A 22,345-nucleotide genomic window follows, 5' to 3' on the forward strand; every position below is an offset into this window, starting at 1 on the left:
GCCGGGCGGGTACCGGTTCTCCGGCGCCGCGGGCGGTCAGTGGACGACGGAGACGATCCGGCAGGCGGCGACGGCCAGTCGGCGGTCGCCCTCGACACCGGCCAGGGGCAGGGCCTCGGCCGGTTCGATCCCCCGGGCGCACAGCAGCCAGGCGGTCTCGGTGTCAAACCGTACGGTCGTCTCGGCCGGGCCGGGTTCCGGGTGGGCGAGGGACCAGTGGTGCCCGGCGGCGGCCGAGGCGGTTTCGTCGGGAGGCCCGGGAGCGGGGGCCTTGGTGGCGGTCCAGGTTCCGGCGCCCGGGCCGGTCACGACGACCCGGACCCGGGTTCCGTCGGGGGCGTCGATATCGCGGAGGGTGTGTGGCAGGGCCCTCATGAAGGTGTCGACGACCAGTGAGACCGCGACCGGGTCGGGGTCGGTGCCGCTGCCGGTGGCGCGGCGGATCTGCTGACGGTGGGTCCAGAACTCGGTGAACTCCCGGGCGCAGTCGAGCCACATGGGCGCCGGGTCGGCTCCGGCCCAGGAGACGCCGAGCGACGGGGCGCCGGGATCGGCCGCCGCGAAGAAGCGGGTGACCTGGCGCCCGATCAGTTCCAGGGTGTCGACGAGCGCCGCGGGGCTGATCCGGGCGCAGGCGTCGACCCACTCCTGGTTGACGCGGTGGATGAAGGTCTCCAGGGTTTCGCCCGGCGCGAAGGACGGGCCCTCGCGATGGGCGTCGCGGTCGCGTCCGAGCCGGCCGTAGTAGTCGCCGAGGAGATGGGCCGCCAGATCGCGCACGGTCCAGCCGGGGACGGCCTCGCGCCGCCAGTCGGCCGGTGCAAGCGACCGGAGATCGGCCAGCAGCGCCGTGTGCTCGCGGGCGAAGTGGGGGCGGGCGTCGACGGGGACTCCGAGCCGGGCGTGGTCGGTGGCCGGGCGGTCGCGATGGGGTCCCATGCGTCCCCAGGGTGGCAGGCGGCGGCCCGCGGGGCCATGGAATTCCTCGCGCCGCGACGGGCGCGCGGGGGCGGTGGCCGTGGCGCGGATCTTTCCCGGAAAGCGGGTTTGCGGTCCCGCGAGACGGGAAAACCATTGACTGAGTCAAAGGAAAACTCGGGGGAACGGGGAGGTGGTGGACGTGGTGATCCAGGAGGTTCGCGCGTTCAACCGGTTCTATACGAATCTCATCGGCGCGCTGGACTACAGCAAGCATCTGTACACGCCGTACACGCTCACGGAGTCGCGGGTGCTGTACGAGCTGGCGCACAGCCCGCGGACGGACGCGGCCGACCTGCGGGTCGAGCTGTCGCTGGACGCGGGGTATCTCAGCAGACTGCTGGGGAAGTTCGAGCGGGACGGGCTGGTGGAGCGGGCCAAGTCGCTGGAGGACAACCGGCGGCAGCGGATCACGCTCACGGGGCGGGGCCGGGAGGCGGCGACCCTGCTCGACGAGCGGTCCCGGGAGGCGGTGGGGGTGCTGGTGTCCCGGGTGCCGGCCGAGGAGCGCGAGCGGCTGGTGGCGGCGCTGCGGACGGTTCGGGAGGCGCTGGCGCCGGGCCGGGCCGCCGGGGCGGAGGGCCCGGTGCTGCGCGAGCCCGCGCCCGGGGAGCTGGGCTGGACGGTGGCCCGGCACGGCGCGCTGTACGCGGCGGAGTACGGGTGGAACACGGAGTTCGAGGGCCATGTCGCGCGGATCGTGGGCGACTTCGCCCGGGACCGCGATCCGGAGCGGGAGCGGATGTGGATCGCGGAGCTGGACGGCCGTCCGGTGGGTTCGGTGATGTGCGTCCGGGACGAGACGGAGGAGGGGACGGCGCGGCTGCGGCTGCTGCTGGTGGAGCCGGAGGCCCGGGGCCACGGGATCGGTGAGCGGCTGGTGGGCTCGGTGGTGGAGTTCGCCCGGGAGCGGGGTTACCGGGATCTGGTGCTGTGGACCAATGATGTGCTCGGCGGGGCCCGCCGGATATATCAGCGGGCCGGTTTCACCCTGGTCGCGGAGGAGCCGCACCATTCGTACGGGGTGGATCTGGTCGGTCAGGACTGGCGGCTCGGTCTGGGCGGGCGGGAGGCGGTGCCGGGATGAGCCGGACGACGGGCCGGGGCGCCGGTACGGGCCGGGGAGGCCCGGGTTCGCCCGGCGGACCGATGGGGCTGGTGGATCCGGTGGGTCCGGTGAGCCGGACGAGTCCGGTGGATCCACGCGGGCCGCGGGAAGCCGGGTGGAGATTCGCCTTCTCGACGCTGGGGGTGCCGGGGATGCCCGCCGCCGAGGTGGCCGTGCTCGCGGCCGATACGGGCTATCAGGGGGTCGAGGTCCGGGCGCATCCGGAGGAGCCGGTGCATCCGGGGATCGGGCGGCGCGACCGGGCGGCGGTGGCGCGGGCGTTCGAACGGGCGGGAGTCGGGGTGCTGGCCGTCTGCGGATATCCCCGGGTCGCGGCGGCGGGCCCGGACGGTCCGGTCCTGGCCGAGATCGCGGATCTGGTGGAGCTGGCGGGTGATCTGGGGGCGCCGTTCGTCCGGGTCTTCCCCGGGGGCGCCGTCCCGGATACCGGAGGCGGTGCGCCCGGAGCCGGTGACGCCGTGGCGGCGCGGCGGCTGGCCGTGGCGGCGCGGGCGGCGGCGCCACGGGGGGTGCGGATTCTGCTGGAGACGCATGACTCGCATCGCACGGGCGAATCGGTGGCCCGGGTCCTCGGCCTGGCCGGGGCGCCGGGCTCCGGCGGCGGGGCCGACGGCGGATCTCTCGCGGAGTCCGGTGCGGGACCGGGGGCGGGATCCGGCGCCGGGAGCGGACCCGGGGCGGTCTGGGACGTACTGCATACCTGGTTGGGCGGGGAGTCCCCGGAGGGGACCCTGCGGGCGCTCGGGGGTTCGGTGGGCTATGTCCAGGTGAAGGACGTGGCGTCGCGGGAGGACCTGGCGCCGCTGGCGCTGGGCGAGGGAGTGCTGCCGCTGGCGGACGTGCTGGCCCGGGTCAGCGGGCGGACATGGCTGAGCTGGGAGTACGAGAAGCGCTGGGCTCCGGAGGCGGCGGAGTTGCCGGGGCTGCTGGTGCCGGGGCGGGAGTATCTGGAGCGGCTGATCGGGAGAGGGATATGACGGCAATTCCGCCGACGAGGAGGGCGGCGGAGAGCCAGCCGAGTGGGGTGATCCGTTCGCCGAGGAGCAGTGCGGCCGACGACATGCCGAAGAAGGGCACGAGCAGGGAGAAGGGGGCGACGGAGGAGGCGGGGTAGCGGCGCAGCAGATATCCCCAGGCGCCGAAGCCGAAGACGGTGGCGCCCCAGGCCAGGTAGAGGACGGTGCCGATCCCGCCCGGGTCGAGGCCGCGCAGGGCGTTCTCGATCTCCCCGGGGCCTTCGAAGAGGAAGGAGAGCGCGAGCAGGGGCAGTACGGGGACGACGGAGACCCAGATCATGAAGTTGAGGGCGTCCGGCGGGGCGGCCCTGCGGGTCAGCACATTGGACACGCCCCAGCAGAGGGCGGCGGCGAGGACCAGGGTGAAGCCGGTGAGCGGGGCGGAGGCGCCCCGGTCGACGGCGGCGACGGCGATCCCGCCGAGGGCGACGGCCATCCCGGCGATCCTGGTGCGCCCCGGGCGCTCGTGAAGGAAGGCGGCGGCGATCAGGGCGGTGAAGACGGCCTGGATCTGGAGGACGAGCGATGAGAGCCCGGCGGGCATCCCCTGGTCCATGCCGATGAAGAGCAGACCGAACTTGGCCACTCCGAGGGCGAGCCCGACGCCCATGATCCACTTCCAGGCGACCTTGGGGCGGCCTACGAGGAAGACCGCGGGTACGGCCGCGACCAGGAAGCGGAGGGCGGAGAGCAGCAGGGGCGGGAAGTGTCCGAGGCCGACCTCGATGATGACGAAATTGACGCCCCAGACGGCGGTGACCACGACGGCGAGGGCGATATGTGCGGGTCGCATGAGGGGAGCATCACCCGGCGGAACCATGTAGCACCAGCACGGATTCCTTTATGGTGAGATTCAGTATTGCTTAATCATCGGGCGGGGTCGGGGCGTCACCGCCGTGGCGGCCGCCCCGACCGCCCGCACCACCCCGGCCATCCCGACCGCCGCGGCCCCGCCGCCCGGACGGCGCGGGGGCCGACACCGGAGGAAGGCCGCGGATGCTCGATCTGGGACGGCTGCGGGCGCTGCACGCGGTCTGGGTGCACGGTTCGGTCGCCGCCGGGGCCACAGCCCTCGGCTACACCCCGTCGGCGGTCTCGCAGCAGATCACCAAGCTGGAGCGGGAGACCCGTACACCCCTGCTGGAGCGGCGGGGCCGGGGGGTGGCCCTCACCGACGCCGGGGTCCAGCTCGCGACCACGGCCCGGGAGCTGCTGGCGATCGTGGAGCGGGCCGAGACGGTGCTGGAGGAGCGCCGGGGCAAGCCCGCGGGACGGCTGACGATCGCCGCGTTCGCCTCGGCGGCCCGGGGCCTGCTGCCCGGCACGCTCGCGGCGCTGGAGCGGGCGCATCCGGGGCTGGACGTCCGGATGACCGAGGTCGATCCGCATCTCTCGGTGGATCTGGTGGCCCGGGGCAGTGTCGATCTCGCGGTCGCCCATGACTGGGACATCGCGCCGCTGCCCGCGCCGGAGGGCGTCGAGCAGGCGGTGATCGGGGACGACCTCTGCGATCTGCTCGTTCCCGACGGGCATCGGCTGGCCGGGCGGACCGGGGTGCGGCGCGAGGAGCTGACCGGCGAGCGGTGGATCTGCCAGCCGCCGGGGACGGTCTGCCACGACTGGCTGATCCGTACGCTGCGTACGGCGGGGTGCGAGCCCGATCTCGTCCATCAGGCGGAGGAGAACCACACCCAGATCGCGCTGGTGGCCGCCGGTCTCGGGATCGCCGTGATGCCCCGGCTGGGGCGGGGGCCGCTCCCGGCGGGAGTCACGGCGGTGCCGCTCGACCCCGTACCGCGGCGGCGGCTCTACGCGCTCTGGCGCACCCGCGCGGCCCGGCGGCCCGCCATCGGCGCGACGGTGACGGCGCTTCAGGAGCGGTTCGCCCCGCACGCCGGGGAGCGGCCGGAAACGGTGGGGTCGGCGGGCCTCTGACGTCCGCTCATGATCCCGGCGCGGGGCGCCGGGTGGCGGCCGCGAGCCCGGGGACGATCTTCACAAAGGGGTCCGGAGGGGACTCCGACACGGGCGGGCATTGGTCCGAACCATTAATCAAGAGGTCCACACCACCCCATCCACAAAACCTTCACATCTTTCACAATCTTTCACCAGCGCGCCCGTCGGCACCCCGATGACCATTCATTTTTATACTCGCGGGTCTTATTGCCCTACCTACACATTGGCAGTTAGTTTCAGCTCCGTCCGAGCGATTCTGGACGTTTCCTTCAACTCCCTTGCCAGCAAGGCCGGAAGGAGCACCCCCATGCACGATGCGCACCACCAGCTCTCCCCGCACACCCAGGCCCGGGTCTCCAGGCGTACGCTGCTCGCCGCGACCGCGGTCGCCTCCGCCGTCGTGACCGCGGGCGCCGCGCCCGCGGTCGCCGGGACGGCACGGCACAGACCTGACCGGGACGCCAAACTCAAGAAGCTCATCGCCCGGATGAGCCTCGAACAGAAGGTGGGCCAGCTCTTCGTCCACTGGTTCTCCGGGTACGACGCGCACAACCCCGAGCCCGCGCACGCCGCCGACAACCTCCGGCGCAACGGGTACAGCACGCCCGCCGAGATCGTGAAGAACTACCACCTCGGCGGTGTCATCTACTTCGGCTGGTCCAACAACGTCCGCAACCCGCGGCAGCTGGGCGGCCTCTCCAACGACCTGCAGAAGGCGGCGCTCAGCCAGCCGAACTCGGTCCCGCTGGTTGTCTCCATCGACCAGGAGCACGGCGGTATCGTCACCCGGGTCGGCCTGCCCGCCACCCAGCTGCCCGGCGCGATGGCGCTCGGCGCCTCCGGCTCCCGCGGCGACACCCGTACCGCCGCGTTCATCGCCGGTACGGAGCTGGCGGCGATGGGCATCCGGGAGAACTACGCCCCGGTCGCCGACGTCAATGTGAACCCGGCCAACCCGGTCATCGGCATAAGGTCCTTCGGTTCGGACCCGGCCGCCGTGGCCCGGCTGGTCGCGGCCCAGGTCGACGGCTACCAGGCGGCGGGCGTCTCCGCCTGCGCCAAGCACTTCCCGGGCCACGGCGACACCGGCCAGGACAGCCACACCGAGCTGCCGGTGATCACCCACACCCGCGCGGAGTGGGAGCGGCTGGACGCGCCGCCGTTCCGGGCCGCCATCAAGGCCGGGATCGACTCGATCATGACGGCGCATCTCCAGGTCGCCGCCCTGGACCCGAGCAACGACCCCGCCACGCTCTCCAAGCCGATCATCACGGGCATCCTCCGTGAGGAGCTGGGCTTCGACGGCGTCATCGTGACGGACGCCCTCAACATGCGGGGCGTACGGACCAAGTACGGCGACGAGCGCATCCCGGTCCTGGCCCTCAAGGCGGGCGTGGACCAGCTGCTCTTCCCGGAGTCGCTGCCGATCGCCTGGAACGCGGTGGTCAAGGCCGTCCGGGACGGCGAGCTGACCGAGGCCCGGATCGAGGAATCGGTCCTGCGGATCCTGCGGCTGAAGGAGAAGCGGGGGATGCTCGGCGACCCCGTCGTCTCCCTCTCCCGGCTGGACCGGGTCGTCGGCAACCGGAAGCACCGGGCCGCCGCCGACCGGATCACCGACGACACCACGACCCTGCTGGTCAACAAGGGCGGCGCGCTGCCGCTCAGCAAGCGCCGGCAGAAGAACGTCCTGGTCGTCGGGGTCAACCCGGCCTCGCCCACGGGCACGGACCGCCCCGGGACCACGGTGGCCGCGGAGACGCTGTCCGGGCTCGGGTTCAGCGCCACGGCGATCGGCTTCACCGGGAACGCGGCCCTCACGCCCGCCGCGATCGAGGCCGCCGTCGCGGACGCCCGCGGCCGGGACGCCGTCGTGGTCCACACCTCGAACGTGGGGGCGACCAGCCCGCAGCGCACCCTCGTCGCCGAGCTGGTGAAGACCGGGGTCCCGGTCGTCCATCTCGCGGTCGGCAACCCGTACGACATCGCCCGGCTCTCCGGAGTCGCCGCGTCGGTGGCCTCGTACGGCTGGACCGAGGCCGAGGTCCGTTCCGCGGCCCGGGTGATCGCGGGCAAGGTGGACCCGGAAGGCCGCCTGCCGGTGCCGGTGCTGAACGCGGACAACCCGGCGCAGGAGCTGTACCGCGTCGGCCACGGCCTGTCGTACGACGACTGACGTTCGACGCCACGCGACAACGGCCGACGGCCCGCCGGAGCATTCGCTCCGGCGGGCCGTCGCCGTACGCACCCCTGAGGAAACCTGAGGAATCCTGAGGAATCAGGCGGTCAGCGGCGCAGGCCGCGCTCCCGCTTGACGTCCTGCTGGTCGAGGCGGACGTCGAACTTCGTCAGCCGCTTCGCCTTGTCCTCGTCCTGCTGGACGGCGGCCGGGGCGACCCCGGCCCACTTCAGCAGCGACGCCGTCGCCGCCGCGCGCTGATCGGCGGGCAGCTGGGCGATGTTGGCCCCGTGGTTGCCGCCGGGCACCGTGTAGACATAGCTGTCCCGGGCGCCCTTGCCCAGCCGGAACGGTTCGGCGCTCCACGGGTCGTTGCCGCCGTTGACGAACATCATCTGCCGGGCGTTGTCACGGACCCAGCGGTCGACGTCCTTCATGGCGTTCTTCTTGAACCGCATCGGGATGTCCCGCGGCACGAAGTTCCGCGGCGGCTGGTAGCCGTAGCGGCTCAGCCCCTTCAGGTGCGGCTGCTCGACGTCGGGCGAGCCCAGCTCCGTACCGGCCTGGTAGTAGTACGGCGTGTAGGGCGCCAGTCCCTGGTCGGTGTAGAAGGAGAAGCCCGAGATCTCGTCGATCGAGTTCCACAGCTCCTGGTCGGTCGCGGTCTTCGCGTCCGGGATCACACCGCAGTTGGCGTCCAGGTTGTACTGCCAGTAGCCCCAGGTGTAGTCGAGGACGACGGCTTCGAAGGCCCGGTCGAGCGAGCCGATGGTGTTGAAGGTGCGGTTGTTGGCCGCCGCCCAGTCGGTGTAGATCTTCGACAGCGCGTCCCGGCGGACCAGGGCCTCCTTCTGCACCCCGTTCAGCCGGTCGCGGCACTCCTTCGAGCCCACACCGGCGAGGAAGCGGTCGTACGCCGAGTCCTCGTCGTTGCGGACGTCGTTCGGGGCCACATAGGCGACGACGCCGTCCATGTCGCGCGGGTAGAAGCGCTCGTAGTACGTGGCGGTCATGCCGCCCTTGGAGCCGCCGGTGGAGACCCACTTGCGGTCGTAGATCCCCTTCAGCGCGCGGTGGATCCGGTGCTGGTCGCTGGCGGCCTGCCAGATGTCCAGCTTGGACCAGTCGGCGGGCGCGGGCCGGGACGGGGTGAAGAAGCGGTACTCCATGGAGACCTGGTTGCCGTCGACGATGGCCGTCGGCTCACTGCGCCGGGGGTTGGTGTTCAGCCCGTACCCGGAGGTGAAGAAGACGGTGGGGCGGCTGGTGTCCTTGTGCAGCAGGGTCAGCCGCTGCTGGAAGGTGCCCTTGCGCGGATTGCGGTGGTCCACCGGCTGGGTGTAGTTGAGGACGAAGAACCGGTACCCGGGGTACGGCTTCTCCTCGATCAGGCTCATGCCGGGTATCGCGAGGATCCGGTCCTTGATGTCCGCGGTCGCCGGTGCCCCGGCGGCTTCGGCGGCCGGCTCGGCGGCGGTGGCCGCCCCGGCCGTCGCGCCGGTCGCGCTCACGGTGCCGATGAGCAGCGCGAGCGGGAGCACTCCCCTGAGCGCCTTACGCATGAACCCTCCCCTGACTTGTCGTGGGTCGCCGTGAACCTAGCGGCGCGAGGGTGTCCGCCGCCAGACCCCAACGGCCATGACCTGCGAAGACTTTGCCCAGGAAGCCGCGAAACGGGATCTTTCACATGACTTTTCGGACTCGATACGAGTTCGGAATCCGGACACGAGGGTTCGGACCCCGGTAAATGACGGCGTCTCAGCAGAGGATCCAGCCGGTTTTGGCGCCATGGCCCGAGATGGATCCGGTGGCTCTGACACACCGTCCGGGGGCATGGACCTTCCGGGGTCCCGCCTGCCGGGTGTAGCGGCCCTCGTCCACCACGGGCCACGCCCCGTACACCTGGATCGAGAGCCGCATCGGCCGGGGCGCGCCCGCCTTGTGGGCGACGGTGACCGCGCAGACGTACCGCCCCTTCTGGAACACCCTCAGCTCCCCGGTGCGGAAGGCCATCCGCTTCACCATCCGGCCCGCGCAGGCCGCCGCCGTGACGCGGACGGCGGTCCCGGCGGGCACGACGGCGGAGGCGGGCACGCGGGCGGCCGGGCCGGGGGCGTTGACCCGGGCGACGGCGGCTTCGGTACCCGGGTCGGCGAGGGTCAGGGTCGTCACCGCCAGCAGTACGGCGAGACCGTACGTCAGCAGCCGCCGCGCCCTCGCCAGGGCCGTGCCCGGGCCCCGCCGCCCGCTCCGCCCGTCCGCCGTGCCGCCCGCGCGTCCGACGGTTCTTCTGAGCTTCAGCACTGCCGTATCCCCTCACCCGTGACGGTGTCCTCGGCCGGTGCGCCCGGCCGACCGTCCGGAAACGGCTCGTTCCGCCGCCCGGGCGCCGTCGGTGCGCGGTCCGTATGTGCCTACGACGTGTCGGGAAGCCGGAACGGTTGTCCGGGCCCCTGTCCCGATCCCGTGACGGGCCCCCGGGCGGGGCATGCGGGCGGGCCGGGCGGCCTCGTACCGAGGAGATCCGGTGCGGGGCTCGTACGGGGCCGAAGGCCGGGCAGGGGCCGGGCGGGGGACGGTACGGAACCGGGACGGGCCCGTACCGGTACGCGCCGGAGCCGGGACGGAGCCGCTACGGCCCCGGGCCCGGCTGCCCGTCAGCCGACCGCCACCGGGGCGCGCTCCCCGCCGCTGTCACCGTCCCGCCCGTCGCCGCCGTCGCCGCCGTCCGTGGACTCGCCGGTGAAGGTACGCCAGAGGGTGGCGTATCGGCCGTCGCGGGCCAGCAGTTCCTCGTGGGTGCCGTCCTCCGCGACCCGGCCGCCCTCCATCACGACCACCCGGTCGGCCCTGGCCGCCGTGGTCAGCCGATGGGCCACGACCAGGGTCGTCCGACGGCCGGTGAGCCGGTCGGTGGCCTGGTTGACCTGGGCTTCGGTGGCCAGGTCGAGCGCGGCCGTCGCCTCGTCCAGCAGCAGGATGTCGGGGTCGACCAGCTCGGCCCTGGCCAGGGCTATCAGCTGGCGCTGTCCGGCGGAGAGATTGCGTCCCCGTTCGGCGACCTCGTGCAGATATCCGCCGTCCAGGGTGGCGATCATGTCGTGGGCGCCGACCGCGCGGGCCGCCGCCTCCACCTCGGCGTCCTCGGCGCCGGGGCGCCCGTAGGCGATGGCGTCCCGGACGGTCCCGGCGAAGAGATACGCCTCCTGCGGGACGACGCCCAGCCGGTGCCGGTAGGCGGTCGTGTCCAGTTCGCGCAGGTCGACGCCGTCGGCGGTGACCCGGCCGCGGGTCGGATCGTAGAACCGGGCGACCAGCTTGACCAGGGTCGACTTGCCCGCACCGGTCTCGCCGACGAAGGCCACGGTCTGTCCGGCGGGTATCCGCAGATCGATCCCGGTCAGGGCCCGTTCCTTCACCCCCGGAGCGGCGCCCGGTTCCGGCTTCCGCGCCGGGGACTCCGCCGCCGGTACGGTCCCGTCCGCGCCCGGCTCCCCGTCCTCGGCGACGGCAGCGGCGACGACCGGGGCTCCCGTGCCCGTGTAGGCGAAGTCGACGCCCTCGAAGGCGATCTCGCCCCGCAGCTCGCGGACCGGCGCGGGCCGCGCCGCCGGGCTGGTCGACGGCTCCTCCTCCAGCAGTTCATGGATCCGCCCGAGGGAGACGGCGGCCTGCTGATAGCCGTCGAAGACCTGGGAGAGCTGCTGGACGGGGGCGAAGAACAGATCGATGTAGAGGAGGTACGCCACCAGGGCGCCGGTCGTCAGGGTGCCCGCCTCGATCCGGTTGGCGCCCACGATCAGTACGGCCGCGGCGGCCACCGAGGCCAGCAGCTGGACGAAGGGGAAGTAGACCGAGATCAGCCACTGGCCGCGGATCCTGGCCTGCCGGTAGCCGTCGCTTCCGGCCGCGTAACGCGCCCGGCCCTTCTCCTCGCCGCGGAACGCCTGGACGATCCGCAGCCCGGACACCGACTCCTGGAGGTCGGCGTTGACCCCGCTGACCCGCTCCCGGGCCAGCTCGTACGCCTTCACGCTCTCCCGGCGGAAGAAGTACGTCCCCACGATCAGCAGCGGCAGGGTGGCGAAGACGACCAGGGCCAGGGAGGCGTCGATGACGACCAGGACCACCAGGACGCCGAGGAAGGTGACGACCGAGACGAAGGCCGTGACCAGACCGGTCTGGAGGAAGGTGGAGAGCGCGTCGACGTCGGTCGTCATCCGCGTCATGATCCGGCCGGTCAGCTCGCGCTCGTAGTAGTCGAGACCGAGCCGCTGGAGCTGGGCGAAGATCCGCAGCCGGACCGAGTAGAGCACCCGCTCACCGGTCCGTCCGGTGGCCCGTGTCTCGCCGACCTGCGCCGCCCACTGCACCAGTACGGCGGCGAGCGCCAGCCCCGAGGCGACCCAGACCGCGCCCAGCGCCGCCTGCTCGACGCCTTGGTCGACGCCGTGCCGGATCAGTACGGGCAGCAGCAGGCCCATGCCCGCGTCCACCGCCACCAGCAGCAGGCTGAGCAGCAGCGGCGGGCCGAAGCCGCGCAGCAGCAGCCGCAGTCCGCGCCGCTCGCGGTCGGGCCGGACCGCCCGCTCCTCGTCGATGTCCGGGGTGGCGTCGGCCGGGGGCAGCGCCGCGACCCCGGCGAGCAGTTCGGGGGTGGCGTCCGGGGCGGCGGCCCCGGGGACGGCCGTCTCGTCCCTCACCCACAGCCGGGGGGTGATGCCGCGCTCCGGGTCGTAGGCGGAGCCGGCGTCCAGGTCGAGGGCCGTTTCGAGGTCGAGGGCACCGTCCCGGCCGGGCTCCTCCACCGCCCCGTCGAGGGCGGGGGCGTGGCCCGGGGAGACCCCGCCCAGCTCGTCCGGGTCGGTGAGCAGCCGCCGGTAGAGGGCGGAGCTTTCCACCAGTTCGTCATGGGTGCCGATGGCGGTGAGCCGTCCGCCGTCGAGGACGGCGATCCGGTCGGCGAGGTTGAGGGTGGAGCGGCGGTGGGCGATCAGCAGGGTGGTCCGGCCCGCCATCACCGACCGCAGCGCCTCGTGGATCTCGTGCTCGACCCGGGCGTCGACGGCGGAGGTGGCATCGTCCAGCAGCAGCAGCCTGGGGTCGGTGAGGATGGCCCGGGCCAGGGCGATCCGCTGGCGCTGGCCGCCGGAGAGGGTCAGGCCGTGCTCGCCGACCCGGGTGTCGTAGCCGTCGGGGAGTTCGGCGACGAAGCCGTCGGCGCGGGCGGCCCGGGCGGCGGCCTCGATCTCCTCGTCCGTGGCGTCGGGCTTGCCGTAGGCGATATTGGCCCGGACGGTGTCGGAGAAGAGGAAGCTGTCCTCGGGGACGAGGGCGATCGCGGAGCGCAGGGACGCCAGGGTCAGTTCGCGGACGTCGTGGCCGCCGACGAGGACGGCGCCCCGGTCGACGTCGTAGAACCGGGGCAGCAGCAGGGAGACCGTGGACTTTCCGCTGCCGGACGCGCCGACGACGGCCACGGTCTCACCGGCGCCGATCTCCAGGGAGAAGCCGTCGAGGACCGGCCGGGCGGTGTCGCCCGTGCCGTAGCCGAAGCCGACGTCGTCGAACTCGACGGTGGCGGGGGCGTCGGCGGGCAGTTCCTTCGTGCCGTCCTTCAGGGCGGGCTTCGTGTCGATCAGCTCCAGTACCCGCTCGGCGCCCGCGCGGGCCTGCTGGCCGACGGTGAGCACCACGGCCAGCATCCGGACCGGCCCGACGAGCTGCGCGAGATAGGTGGAGAAGGCGACGAACGTACCGAGGGTGATCTCGCCCCGGGTCGCCAGCCAGCCGCCGACGGCGAGCATCGCGACCTGGCCGAGGGCGGGGATGGCCTGGAGGGCCGGAGTGTAGCGGGAGTTCAGCCGGATCGTCCGCAGCCGGGCGGCGAAGAGGTTCCGCCCCGCGTCGCGCAGCTTGGCCGACTCCTGGCCCTCCTGGCCGAACCCCTTGACGACCCGGACGCCCGAAACGGCGCCGTCGACGACGCCCGCGACGTCCGCCGCCCGGCTCTGCGCGTACCAGGTCGAGGGGTGGAGCTTGGCCCGGCTGCGCCCGGCGACCCACCACAGGGCGGGGCCGACGGCGAGCGCGATCAGGGTCAGCGGCAGCGACAGCCACGCCATGATCACCAGGGAGACGAGGAAGAGCAGCCCGTTCCCGATGGTCATCGGGAGCATGAAGAGCAGACTCTGGATCAGCTGGAGATCACTGGTGGCCCGGCCGACGACCTGGCCGGTGGACAGCTCGTCCTGGCGGCGGCCGTCGAGCCCGGTGATCGTGTCGTACATCCCGGTACGGAGATCGTGCTGGATGTCGAGGGCCAGCTTTCCGCCGTAGTAGCGGCGGACGTACGTCAGGGCGTAGACGATCACGGCGGCGGCGATCAGCAGCCCGGTCCACAGGGCGAGGGAGCCGGAGCCCGAGCCGCCGTCCCCGATGACGTCGTCGATGACGACCTTGGTGATCAGCGGGACCAGGGCCATCACGCCCATCCCGAGCAGGGACGAGGCGAGGGCGAGAACGGTCGTCAGCCGGTACCGCCAGGCGTACGCCCACAGGCGGCGCGCCCAGCCCTCGGAGGCGGCGGGCGTGCCGTCCGCGGGCGTACGTCCCCCGTCGCCGCCGCCCGGCTCCCCCGCTCGTACCTCCGCCGTGTCCTTCGCCCCTCGGGCCGCCGCCACGTGATGCCTCCCCGCCTCGTTCGTCGCCGTCATCGCTGCCGACGGATCTGGTCAACGCGGCGCGATCCGATTTTCATCCCGTCGCAACAATCCGCGACGCGGAGTGACGATGCGCGACGCCCGGACACGCGTACGCCCGGCGCGCACGGAGGGCGCGCGCCGGGCGTCGGCGGGTCGGTGACCCGATGAAGCGGTGAATCGGTGCAGCCGTGAATCGGTGCAGCGGTGGGTCAGCCGGCCTTGATCGAGCTGATCGGGCCCATCTCGGGCGTGGCGGGCACGGACCCCTGCGGCACCCCGGTCGGGACGAAGACGCCCCGCGCCTTCGGCGTGATGTCCTTGTGGATCGCCTTGGCCACGGCCTGGATGGTGTTCACACCGTCCTGCATGGTCTTGTTGTTCTGGGTCAGCACGGTGATCGAGTAGTCGTGGGCCTTGCCGGTGAAGGCGCCGATGCTGTGGACGCGCCAGCCGTACGTCTTCCGGGGCAGCCAGCCGTTCTTCAGCTGGACGGTCGCGGTGGACGGCGCGCCCGCCGGGGTGCCCCAGCGCTGCGACGGGACGACATCGCGCATCAGACCGAGCGCGTAGGTCCGGGACGCGTCGTTCAGGACCGTGTTCTTCCGGGCCAGCCGGGACAGCAGGATCGCCTGGTCCCGGGCGGTTATCTGGGTCAGCCCCCAGTAGCCGTTGGCCCCGGGCACGGTCTGCGTCATTCCGGCGGCGGTCAGGAACCGCTGGATCTTCGCCGTCCCCAGCTGCTTCCACAGGGCCGTGGTGGAGTCGTTGTCGGACTTGGTGATCATGGCCTTGGCGAGGGTCTTCTCACGGGTGGTGAGATTCCGCTTCGCCCGCTCCGCGTCGTGGAGCAGCGCCGCGAGCACCGTCGACTTCACGATGCTGGCGGAATCGAACTTGGTACTGCCGCGGAGCTGGCAGGTGGTGTCGGAGATCCGGTCGTACAGATAGATCGCGGTCGTCGACTGACGGCCCTTGAGGGCGGCGTTGATGTCCTTCACGAGCTTCGTGGCGAGCCCGGGCTTCTTGGACACGCAGGTGACCTGCGGTGTGGCGGCGGCGGCCGGAGCGGCCGACAGCAGCGTGGGCACCAATGCGGCGGCGGCGAGCGCCGCGGTCATCGCGGTGCGGCGGCGAGTCATGGAAGGTTCCCATCCCCTGGAGTCGATGCGACGGACGCACATCCGTTCGGTGCGTCCGTCGCAGGAGATGACTGACAGGGGGGTGAAAGGTTGTGCGAGGGGGTGCGGGAGGGGGCGAACAGTTACACGCCAGTGACATGCCCTCGCCGGGGGGCCTCTCGGGGTCCGGGCCGCGCCCGGCGGCCGTACGTTGTCGGCGGCCCGCGGCCCGCCGGTGGCTCAGCTCCCCCGGGCCGCGCCCGGCGACCTGGCGTTGTTCGCGGTCCGCACCACCGTCGTGGCTTGTCGCGCAGTTCCGCCCCCTATGCCTTCGGCAATGGGGGGACCCCCAGCGCCTTGGCCCTCCACGGCATCGCCCGAACTACCCGGGTCCCGCCCGGCGACCTGATGTTGTCGGCGGTCTGCCGACCGTGCGTGGCTTGGCGCGCAGTTCCCCGCGCCCCTAAAAGCTCTCCCCGGCTCGGGTCCTGAAAAGGGCGCCGCTCCCCGGCAGAAGGAGCCCGTCTCTCTCCGAGAGCGGCCAGGAGGGCAGCCTAGGGGCGCGGGGAACTGCGCGAACAACCACAGACGGCCCGCAGACCGCGGACAACGCCAGGCCGCCGGGCGCGACCCGGCCCCGAGGCCCCGGCCCCGGGACCCGCAGCCGCCGGGCCCGGGCCCGGGCACCCGGAAGCGCTACGCGCTCGCGTCGTGCGTCGCGGCGAACATTTTGAGCGTCGCGGGGAGGACGACGACCGAGGGGCCCGCCGCGGCCAGGGACTTCGACAGGTCCGCCGCCAGCGTCTCCGGGGTGGTCCGGAGCGCGGGGACGCCGAAGGACTCCGCGAGGGCCACGAAGTCCGGCCGGGCCAGTTCCGTACCCGTGGTCTCGCCGTAGGCGTCCGTCATGTACTCGCGGAGGATGCCGTAGCCACCGTCGTCGACGATGAGCCAGGTCACCGGCAGGTCGTACTGGCGGGCGGTGGCCAGTTCCGCGATGGAGTACATGGCGCCGCCGTCGCCGGAGACCGCGAGCACCGGCCGGTTGGGGTCGGCGACGGCCGCCCCGAGCGCGGCCGGGAAGGCGTAGCCGAGGCCGCCCGCGCCCTGGGCGGAGTGCATGGTGTTCGGCTTGCGGGCGTCGAACGCGGCCCAGGCCCAGTAGGAGAGGATCGTCATGTCCCAGAAGCCGGGCGAGTCGTCCGGCAGGGCGTCCCGTACGGCCGTCAGCAGCGACTGTTCCAGCGTGCGGTCCTGGGCGGCGATCCGGGCGTGGACACGGTCCAGCAGGGCCCGGACCCGGCCCGGCGCCTCGGGGTCGGGGCGTTCGGGCGCGGTCTCCAGCAGGGCGGAGAGCGCGATCCGGGCGTCCGCGTGGATGCCGATGCCCGGATGGTTGGACTCCAGTTTCCCCGCGTCGGCCTCGATCTGGATCACTCGGCCGCGCGGGGCGAAGGTGTGGTAGTTCGAGGAGAGTTCGCCGAGGCCGGAGCCGACGACGAGCAGTACGTCGGCGTCTTCCAGGAAGTCCGTGGTGTGCCGGTCCTCCACCCAGGAGCGGAGCGACAGCGGGTGCTTCCAGGGGAAGGCGCCCTTGCCGCCGTAGGTGGTGACGACGGGCGCGTTCAGCCGTTCGGCGAGCGCCCGCAGCTTCCCGGTGGCGTCGGAGCGGATCACTCCGCCGCCCGCGATGATCGCCGGGCGTTCGGCACCGGCGAGCAGATGGGCGGCGACGGCGGTCAGCTCGGGGCGCGGAAGGACGTCCTCCGGGGTGGCGTCCACGGCCGTGACGACGGGCAGCACGGTCGGTGCGGTCAGTACGTCCTGCGGGATCTCGACCCAGACCGGTCCGTGCGGCGCGGTCAGCGCCGAGCGCCAGGCGTCGGCGATCACGGACGGGATCTGGGAGGCGGTACGGGCGGTGTGCACGGACTTGACGACGTCCCGGAAGGACGCCTGCTGGTCGCGGAGTTCGTGCAGATAGCCGTGTCGGCCGCCGCCGAGCCCGGCGGCGGGCACCTGGCTCCCGATCGCCAGTACGGGCGCGGAGGCCGCCGCCGCCTCCTGGAGGGCGGCGAGCGACATCAGCGCCCCGGGCCCGGTGGAGAGCAGCAGCGGGGCGACCTCGCCGGTGATCCGGCCGTACGCGTCGGCGGCGAAGCCCGCGTTGTTCTCGATCCGCAGCCCTATATAGGTGAGGGACGAGCGGCGCAGCGCGTCGAACATGCCGAGGGCGTGCTGTCCGGGCAGTCCGAAGACGGTGGTGGCGCCGAGGCCCTGGAGGGTCTCGACGACGAGGTCGCCGCCGGTGCGGCCGGGCGGCGGGTTGAGCGCCGCCTCGGTCTGCCGGGCCGTCGGCTTCAGTACGACGTCGTGGTCGTGGGTCACCGTCCGGCCCTCCCGGCCGCGATCTGCCGGCTCATGATCGTGGTCAGCTCGTACGCCGTGTGGGAGGCGGCGACCGAGGTGATCTCGGCATGGTCGTACGCGGGCGCCACCTCGACGACATCGGCGGAGACCAGGTTGCAGGAGGCCAGGCCGCGCAGGATCTCCAGCAGCTCGCGGGAGGTCATACCGCCCGCCTCGGGGGTGCCGGTGCCGGGGGCGTGCGCCGGGTCGAGGCAGTCGATGTCGATGGAGATGTAGAGGGGCCGGTCGCCGATCCGCTGCCGGAGCTGGTCGGCGATCTCGTCGGCGCCGCGCCGGTAGACATCGGCGGAGGTGACGATGCCGAAGCCCAGCTTCTCGTCCTCGGTGAGGTCGCCCCGGCCGTACAAGGGGCCGCGAATACCCACGTGGGAGAGGGCGGAGGTGTCGAGGATGCCCTCCTCGACGGCCCGCCGGAACGGGGTGCCGTGGGTGTATTCGGCGCCGAAGTAGGTGTCCCAGGTGTCCAGGTGGGCGTCGAAGTGGAGCAGCGCGACGGGGCCGTGCTTCTTGGCGACGGAGCGCAGCAGCGGCAGGGCGATGGTGTGGTCGCCGCCGAGGGTCATCAGGCGGGCGCCGGTGTCGAGGAGGCCGTCGGCGGCGGCCTCGATGGTCTCCACGGCCTCGTTGATGTTGAACGGGTTGGCGGCGATGTCGCCCGCGTCGGCGACCTGTGCCAGGGCGAAGGGCGAGGCGTCCTGTGCCGGGTTGTACGGGCGCAGCAGCCGGGACGCCTCGCGGATGGCGTTGCCGCCGAACCGGGCGCCGGGCCGGTAGGAGACCCCGGCGTCGAAGGGGACGCCGACGACGGCGACGTCGGTCCGGCCGACCTCGTCCAGGCGGGGCAGCCGGGCGAAGGTCGCGGGGCCCGCGAACCGGGGGATGCGGGAGGAGTCGACGGGCCCGCGCGGCGCGGCCTGAGCGGCGGCCTGGGCGGCCTCGGCGGTCGGCGCGGCGTGAGCGGCCCCGGCGGTCTGGGCGGTCGGCGCGGCGTGAGCGGCCTCAGCGGTCGGCGCGGTCCGGGCGGTCGGCGCGGTGCCGTCGGCCGTACCGGTGCTCTCGGTGCCGCCGGTGCCGCCGCTGTTCGGAGCGGTGCTCATACCCTGTTGCCCTCTTCCTGCGTTTCCGCGTCTGCTGCTGACGCCGCCGCTTGTGACGGCCGCGTGGGGTACCGCGTCGGGATCTCGGTGGAGATCCTCCTGTTCGCCCGCTTTCCACGGTAGCCAGCGGGCGCGGTCGGGCCGACCCGGGGCCGCCCCTCGGGGCGCCGACCCGGCCGTCGAGCCCGGGCCCGGCCGGGCCCGGGCCCGGGGACCGTACCCCGGCCGAGGCCGCGCCCCGTACCGTCACCCGGGGGATCAGGAGCGATATCACACCCCGGCCGACCCTGGACAGCCGAGATGACCAGCGGGTAACTTCGATCTCGGGAATGTTCTGAGCAAGCGCTTGGACAGAGACCTGGGACGGGCCCCGGACACCGGGACGGACCGGGACGGATACCGGCGAGAAGGAGGCGTTCGTGCGCCGCAGCGTTTACCAAGAGGACCACGAGGCGTTCCGGGAGACCATCCGCGCCTTCGTCGAGGCCGAGGTCGTCCCGGTGTACGACGAGTGGCTGGCCGCCGGGCAGGCGCCCCGCGACTTCTACGGCAAGCTGGGCGAGCTGGGTGTCTTCGGGATCGAGGTCCCCGAGGAGTACGGCGGCGCCGGGGAGTCCTCCTTCAAGTTCCAGGCCGTGATCACCGAGGAGTGCGCCCGGGCCGGGGTCTCCTTCGGCGGCTCCTCGGTCCATGTCGCGCTCTGTCTGCCGTATCTGATGGCGTACGGCACCGAGGAGCAGAAGAAGCGCTGGCTCCCCGACTTCGTCTCCGGCGCCACCATGTACGCCATCGCCATGACCGAGCCGGGCACCGGCTCCGACCTGGCGGGCATGAAGACGACCGCGAAGCTGTCGGACGACGGTACGCACTACGTCCTGAACGGCGCCAAGACCTTCATCACCGGCGGCGTCCACGCCGACCGGGTGATCGTCTGCGCCCGGACCGCCCCGCCCACCCCCGAGGACCGCCGCCACGGCATATCGCTGTTCGTCGTGGACGCGTCCCTGCCGGGTTACGCGGTCGGCCGCACCCTCGACAAGCTGGGCCTGAAGGCGTCCGACACCGCCGAACTCTCCTTCACCGATGTGAGGGTCCCGGCCGGGGATCTGCTCGGCAAGGAGCACAAGGGCTTCTCCTACCTCGGCCAGAACCTGCCGCAGGAGCGGCTGGCGATCGCCGTCGGCGCGTACGCCCAGGCGTCGGCCGCGATCCGGTTCGCCCAGCAGTACGTCACCGAGCGCACCGTCTTCGGCCAGCCGGTGGCCGCCTTCCAGAACACCAAGTTCGAACTCGCCGCCTGCAAGGCCGAGGTCGACGCGGCCGAGGCCGTGGTGGACCGGGCGCTGGAGGCTCATGACGCGGGCGAGCTGACGGCCGCCGAGGCCGCGTCGGCGAAGCTGTTCTGTACGGAGGTCGCGCACCGGGTGATCGACCGCTGCCTCCAACTGCACGGCGGCTACGGCTATATGAACGAGTACCCGATCGCCCGGCTCTACGCCGACAACCGGGTCAACCGGATCTACGGCGGCACGAGCGAAGTGATGAAGTCCATCATCGCGAAGTCCATGGGACTGTGAGCCACGGGGCACACCTTCTCCCATGAACACGCCATCACCGGAACACCGGCCGCAGGAGCAGCGGCGGCCGGAACCGCACGGGACACCGGCCGCCCCGCCCGAGGGTGTGCCGGACGCGCCCGACACACCGGACACACCCGACGACGCCACGAGCGCGCTCGACGGACTGCTCGAACTGCTCGACCTCGAACAGATCGAACGCGATATCTTCCGCGGGCTGTCGCGCCCCACGATCGTCCCCCGGGTCTTCGGCGGCCAGGTCGCCGCCCAGGCCCTGGTCGCGGCGGGCCGTACCGTCCCCCCGGACCGTACGGCCCACTCCCTCCACGCGTACTTCCTGCGGATGGGCGACCCCGGGGCGCCGATCGTCTACACGGTCGACCGGATACGCGACGGCTTCTCCTTCACCACCCGCCGGGTCGTCGCCGTCCAGCACGGCCGCCCGATCTTCCATCTCTCCGCCTCGTTCCAGCTCCACGAGGAGGGGCTGGAGCACCAGGCCCCGATGCCGCCCGCCACCGACCCGGAATCGCTGCCCACGGCGGGCGACATGCTGGCCTCGTACGCCCAGCACTTCGCCGACCCGTCGGCCGTCGACCGGCTCAAGGAGGCCAGGGCGGCGATCGACCTGCGGTACGCGGCGCCCCCGCCGTACGCCACGGTCGGCGAGGTGCGCGAACCCCGCTCGCAGGTCTGGTTCCGCACCATCGGCAAGCTCGCCGACGATCCGCTGCTCCATGTCTGTCTGGCGACGTACGTCTCCGATATGACGCTCCTCGACTCGGTGCTGCTGGCACACGGCCGGGGCGGCTGGGCGGTCGGCGACGTCATGGGCGCCTCCCTCGACCACGCGATGTGGTTCCACCGGCCGTTCCGGGCCGACGAATGGCTGCTCTACGACCAGGAGTCGCCGTCCGCCGCGGGCGGCCGGGGGCTGGGGCAGGCGCGGATCTACACCCAGGACGGGCGGCTGGCGATCTCGGTGATCCAGGAGGGGCTCATCCGCGCGGCCCGCGGCTGACGGACCACGGCGCTCCCGGCCCGGGGGCGGGCGTCCGCCGCGCCCGCCCGTATCCCCCACGTCCGTCGGGCCGTCAGTCCGTACCGCCCGTCCGTACCGGGCGTGGCGCGCCGGGCGCGGGCGGCGGGGCGCATACCGTCCGGCCCATGACCGACCAGCACACCCCGCCCGGACCGGCCCCGGACGGGGACGACCCGCCGGAGAGCACCACCACCGTGATCGTGGCGGCGCTCGCCAATCTGGGCATCGCGGCGGCCAAGGCGGTCGCGGGCGTCCTCAGCGGCTCCAGCGCGATGCTCTCCGAGGCCGCGCACTCCGTCGCCGACACCGTCACCGAGGTGATGCTGCTGACGGCCCTGCGCCGCTCCGACCGGCCCGCCGACGACGACCACCCCCTCGGCTACGGCCCCGAACGGTACATCTGGGCCCTGCTCGCGGCGGTCGCCACCTTCGTCGGCGGCGCGGTCTTCGCCGTCTACGACGGCATCCACACCCTCACCCACGGCGAGGACCCCGGCGACCCCCTCGTCTCGTACCTCGTCCTCGCCGCCGCGTTCCTGCTGGAGGCGTTCTCCCTCCGGACCGGCCTGCGCCAGGTACGGGCGGAGGCCGCCCGGATCGACGCCACACCCCGGCACTATCTGCGCGTCACCCCCGACACGGCCGTGAAGGCGGTCGTCATGGAGGACTCGGCGGCCCTTGCGGGCCTGCTCCTCGCGGCGGCCGGCCTGCTCGGCACCCAGCTCAGCGGTTCGCCGGTCTACGACGGGGTGGCGTCGATCCTGATCGGCGTCCTGCTGGTGTACGTCGCCTGGGCCCTCGGCCGCAGCAACGCCCGCCTCCTGATCGGCCGCCCCCTGCCGCCGGACCTGCGGGACGCGATCCGCGAGGAGATCCTCACGGTCCCGCACATCGTGCGCGTACTGGAACTGACGACCCTGATCCAGGGCCCCCGGGAGATCCTGATCGCGGCCAAGGTCGACTTCCGCGACGCGTCGAGCGCGGCGCAGGTGGAATGGGCCTGCGAGGAGGCGGAACAGCAACTACGAGAACTGCTCCCGTCGATCCGCCGCGTCTACCTGGACCCGACACCGGGGGTGGCGCCGCGCCCCTGATGCCGCCAGACACGGTCGGCTCAGC

Annotated in this window: 14 protein-coding genes and 1 pseudogene; 7 read left to right on the top strand and 8 right to left on the bottom strand. The window is 72.7% G+C overall.

The features are described 5' to 3' along the window. Positions 1-36: 36 nt before the first annotated feature. Positions 37-939, bottom strand: coding sequence for a maleylpyruvate isomerase family mycothiol-dependent enzyme (locus AB0G74_RS08290; protein ID WP_361141966.1), 903 nt, complete (start codon positions 937-939; stop codon positions 37-39). Between the two features lie 181 nt (positions 940-1,120). On the opposite strand from AB0G74_RS08290, the gene AB0G74_RS08295 reads away from it, so the two are divergent. Both AB0G74_RS08295 and AB0G74_RS08300 read left to right on the top strand, forming a co-directional pair. Further along, positions 1,121-2,065, top strand: coding sequence for a helix-turn-helix domain-containing GNAT family N-acetyltransferase (locus AB0G74_RS08295; RefSeq protein ID WP_361141967.1), 945 nt, complete (start codon positions 1,121-1,123; stop codon positions 2,063-2,065). A gap of 173 nt (positions 2,066-2,238) precedes the next feature. Further along, positions 2,239-3,069 (top strand): annotated as a pseudogene (locus tag AB0G74_RS08300) (TIM barrel protein); the annotation flags it as partial. Here the strand turns inward: AB0G74_RS08300 and AB0G74_RS08305 are convergent. Continuing rightward, positions 2,960-3,916: an EamA family transporter gene (locus AB0G74_RS08305; protein ID WP_361141969.1), complete on the bottom strand. Its 957-nt coding sequence runs from the start codon at positions 3,914-3,916 to the stop codon at positions 2,960-2,962. The pseudogene AB0G74_RS08300 and the gene AB0G74_RS08305 overlap by 110 nt on opposite strands. 203 nt (positions 3,917-4,119) lie before the next feature. Here AB0G74_RS08305 and AB0G74_RS08310 point away from each other — a divergent pair, with 203 nt between their 5' ends. Together AB0G74_RS08310 and AB0G74_RS08315 are read left to right on the top strand one after the other, a co-directional pair. Further along, positions 4,120-5,058, top strand: coding sequence for a LysR substrate-binding domain-containing protein (locus AB0G74_RS08310; protein WP_361141971.1), 939 nt, complete (start codon positions 4,120-4,122; stop codon positions 5,056-5,058). A 328-nt stretch (positions 5,059-5,386) separates the two neighbouring features. Next, entirely contained in the window at positions 5,387-7,255 is a 1,869-nt protein-coding gene (locus AB0G74_RS08315) for a glycoside hydrolase family 3 protein (protein WP_361141973.1), read from the top strand. A gap of 110 nt (positions 7,256-7,365) precedes the next feature. On the opposite strand, the gene AB0G74_RS08320 is transcribed toward AB0G74_RS08315, so the two are convergent. The 6 genes from AB0G74_RS08320 to speB all read right to left on the bottom strand — a co-directional run bounded on the left by AB0G74_RS08320 (position 7,366) and on the right by speB (position 18,607). Next, positions 7,366-8,820: a S28 family serine protease gene (locus AB0G74_RS08320; RefSeq protein WP_361141974.1), complete on the bottom strand. Its 1,455-nt coding sequence runs from the start codon at positions 8,818-8,820 to the stop codon at positions 7,366-7,368. 196 nt (positions 8,821-9,016) lie between these two features. Then, a complete protein-coding gene (locus AB0G74_RS08325) occupies positions 9,017-9,562 on the bottom strand; it encodes a hypothetical protein (RefSeq protein ID WP_361141976.1) in 546 nt (181 codons plus the stop codon). A gap of 353 nt (positions 9,563-9,915) precedes the next feature. Next, the gene (locus AB0G74_RS08330) at positions 9,916-13,818 is read right to left on the bottom strand and encodes an ABC transporter ATP-binding protein (RefSeq protein ID WP_361142015.1); all 3,903 of its coding nucleotides are present in this window, start codon (positions 13,816-13,818) and stop codon (positions 9,916-9,918) included. Between the two features lie 353 nt (positions 13,819-14,171). Next, on the bottom strand, positions 14,172-15,101 hold the full coding sequence (locus AB0G74_RS08335) for a serine hydrolase (protein ID WP_361141978.1): 930 nt from the start codon (positions 15,099-15,101) through the stop codon (positions 14,172-14,174). A 675-nt stretch (positions 15,102-15,776) separates the two neighbouring features. Continuing rightward, positions 15,777-17,468, bottom strand: coding sequence for a thiamine pyrophosphate-binding protein (locus AB0G74_RS08340; protein ID WP_361141980.1), 1,692 nt, complete (start codon positions 17,466-17,468; stop codon positions 15,777-15,779). After that, the gene (gene speB, locus AB0G74_RS08345) at positions 17,465-18,607 is read right to left on the bottom strand and encodes an agmatinase (RefSeq protein WP_361141982.1); all 1,143 of its coding nucleotides are present in this window, start codon (positions 18,605-18,607) and stop codon (positions 17,465-17,467) included. The genes AB0G74_RS08340 and speB overlap by 4 nt, the downstream gene beginning before the upstream one ends. A gap of 419 nt (positions 18,608-19,026) precedes the next feature. Between speB and AB0G74_RS08350 the strand changes: the two genes are divergently transcribed. The 3 genes from AB0G74_RS08350 (at position 19,027) to AB0G74_RS08360 (ending at position 22,320) form a co-directional block, all read left to right on the top strand. Further along, complete coding sequence (locus AB0G74_RS08350) at positions 19,027-20,184, top strand: acyl-CoA dehydrogenase family protein (RefSeq protein ID WP_361141984.1); 1,158 nt, start codon at positions 19,027-19,029, stop codon at positions 20,182-20,184. A gap of 22 nt (positions 20,185-20,206) precedes the next feature. Further along, positions 20,207-21,205 carry an acyl-CoA thioesterase II gene (locus tag AB0G74_RS08355; protein WP_361141985.1) on the top strand — a complete coding sequence of 333 codons (999 nt, stop codon included), beginning with the start codon at positions 20,207-20,209 and terminating at the stop codon, positions 21,203-21,205. A gap of 146 nt (positions 21,206-21,351) precedes the next feature. After that, positions 21,352-22,320, top strand: a complete 969-nt coding sequence (locus tag AB0G74_RS08360) for a cation diffusion facilitator family transporter (RefSeq protein WP_361141986.1) — start codon at positions 21,352-21,354, stop codon at positions 22,318-22,320. The last annotated feature ends 25 nt before the right edge of the window (positions 22,321-22,345 follow it).

It is taken from the genome of Streptomyces sp. NPDC020875, from assembly GCF_040641415.1.
GTDB lineage: Bacteria > Actinomycetota > Actinomycetes > Streptomycetales > Streptomycetaceae > Streptomyces.

Bases quoted from the DNA above. Each gene is read 5' to 3' on its own strand.
- AB0G74_RS08290 (WP_361141966.1), bottom strand. From the start codon at position 939: ATGGGACCCCATCGCGACCGCCCGGCCACCGACCACGCCCGGCTCGGA.
- AB0G74_RS08305 (WP_361141969.1), bottom strand. From the start codon at position 3,916: ATGCGACCCGCACATATCGCCCTCGCCGTCGTGGTCACCGCCGTCTGG.
- AB0G74_RS08310 (WP_361141971.1), top strand. From the start codon at position 4,120: ATGCTCGATCTGGGACGGCTGCGGGCGCTGCACGCGGTCTGGGTGCAC.
- AB0G74_RS08315 (WP_361141973.1), top strand. From the start codon at position 5,387: ATGCACGATGCGCACCACCAGCTCTCCCCGCACACCCAGGCCCGGGTC.
- AB0G74_RS08320 (WP_361141974.1), bottom strand. From the start codon at position 8,820: ATGCGTAAGGCGCTCAGGGGAGTGCTCCCGCTCGCGCTGCTCATCGGC.
- AB0G74_RS08335 (WP_361141978.1), bottom strand. From the start codon at position 15,101: ATGACTCGCCGCCGCACCGCGATGACCGCGGCGCTCGCCGCCGCCGCA.
- speB (WP_361141982.1), bottom strand. From the start codon at position 18,607: ATGAGCACCGCTCCGAACAGCGGCGGCACCGGCGGCACCGAGAGCACC.
- AB0G74_RS08355 (WP_361141985.1), top strand. From the start codon at position 20,207: ATGAACACGCCATCACCGGAACACCGGCCGCAGGAGCAGCGGCGGCCG.
- AB0G74_RS08360 (WP_361141986.1), top strand. From the start codon at position 21,352: ATGACCGACCAGCACACCCCGCCCGGACCGGCCCCGGACGGGGACGAC.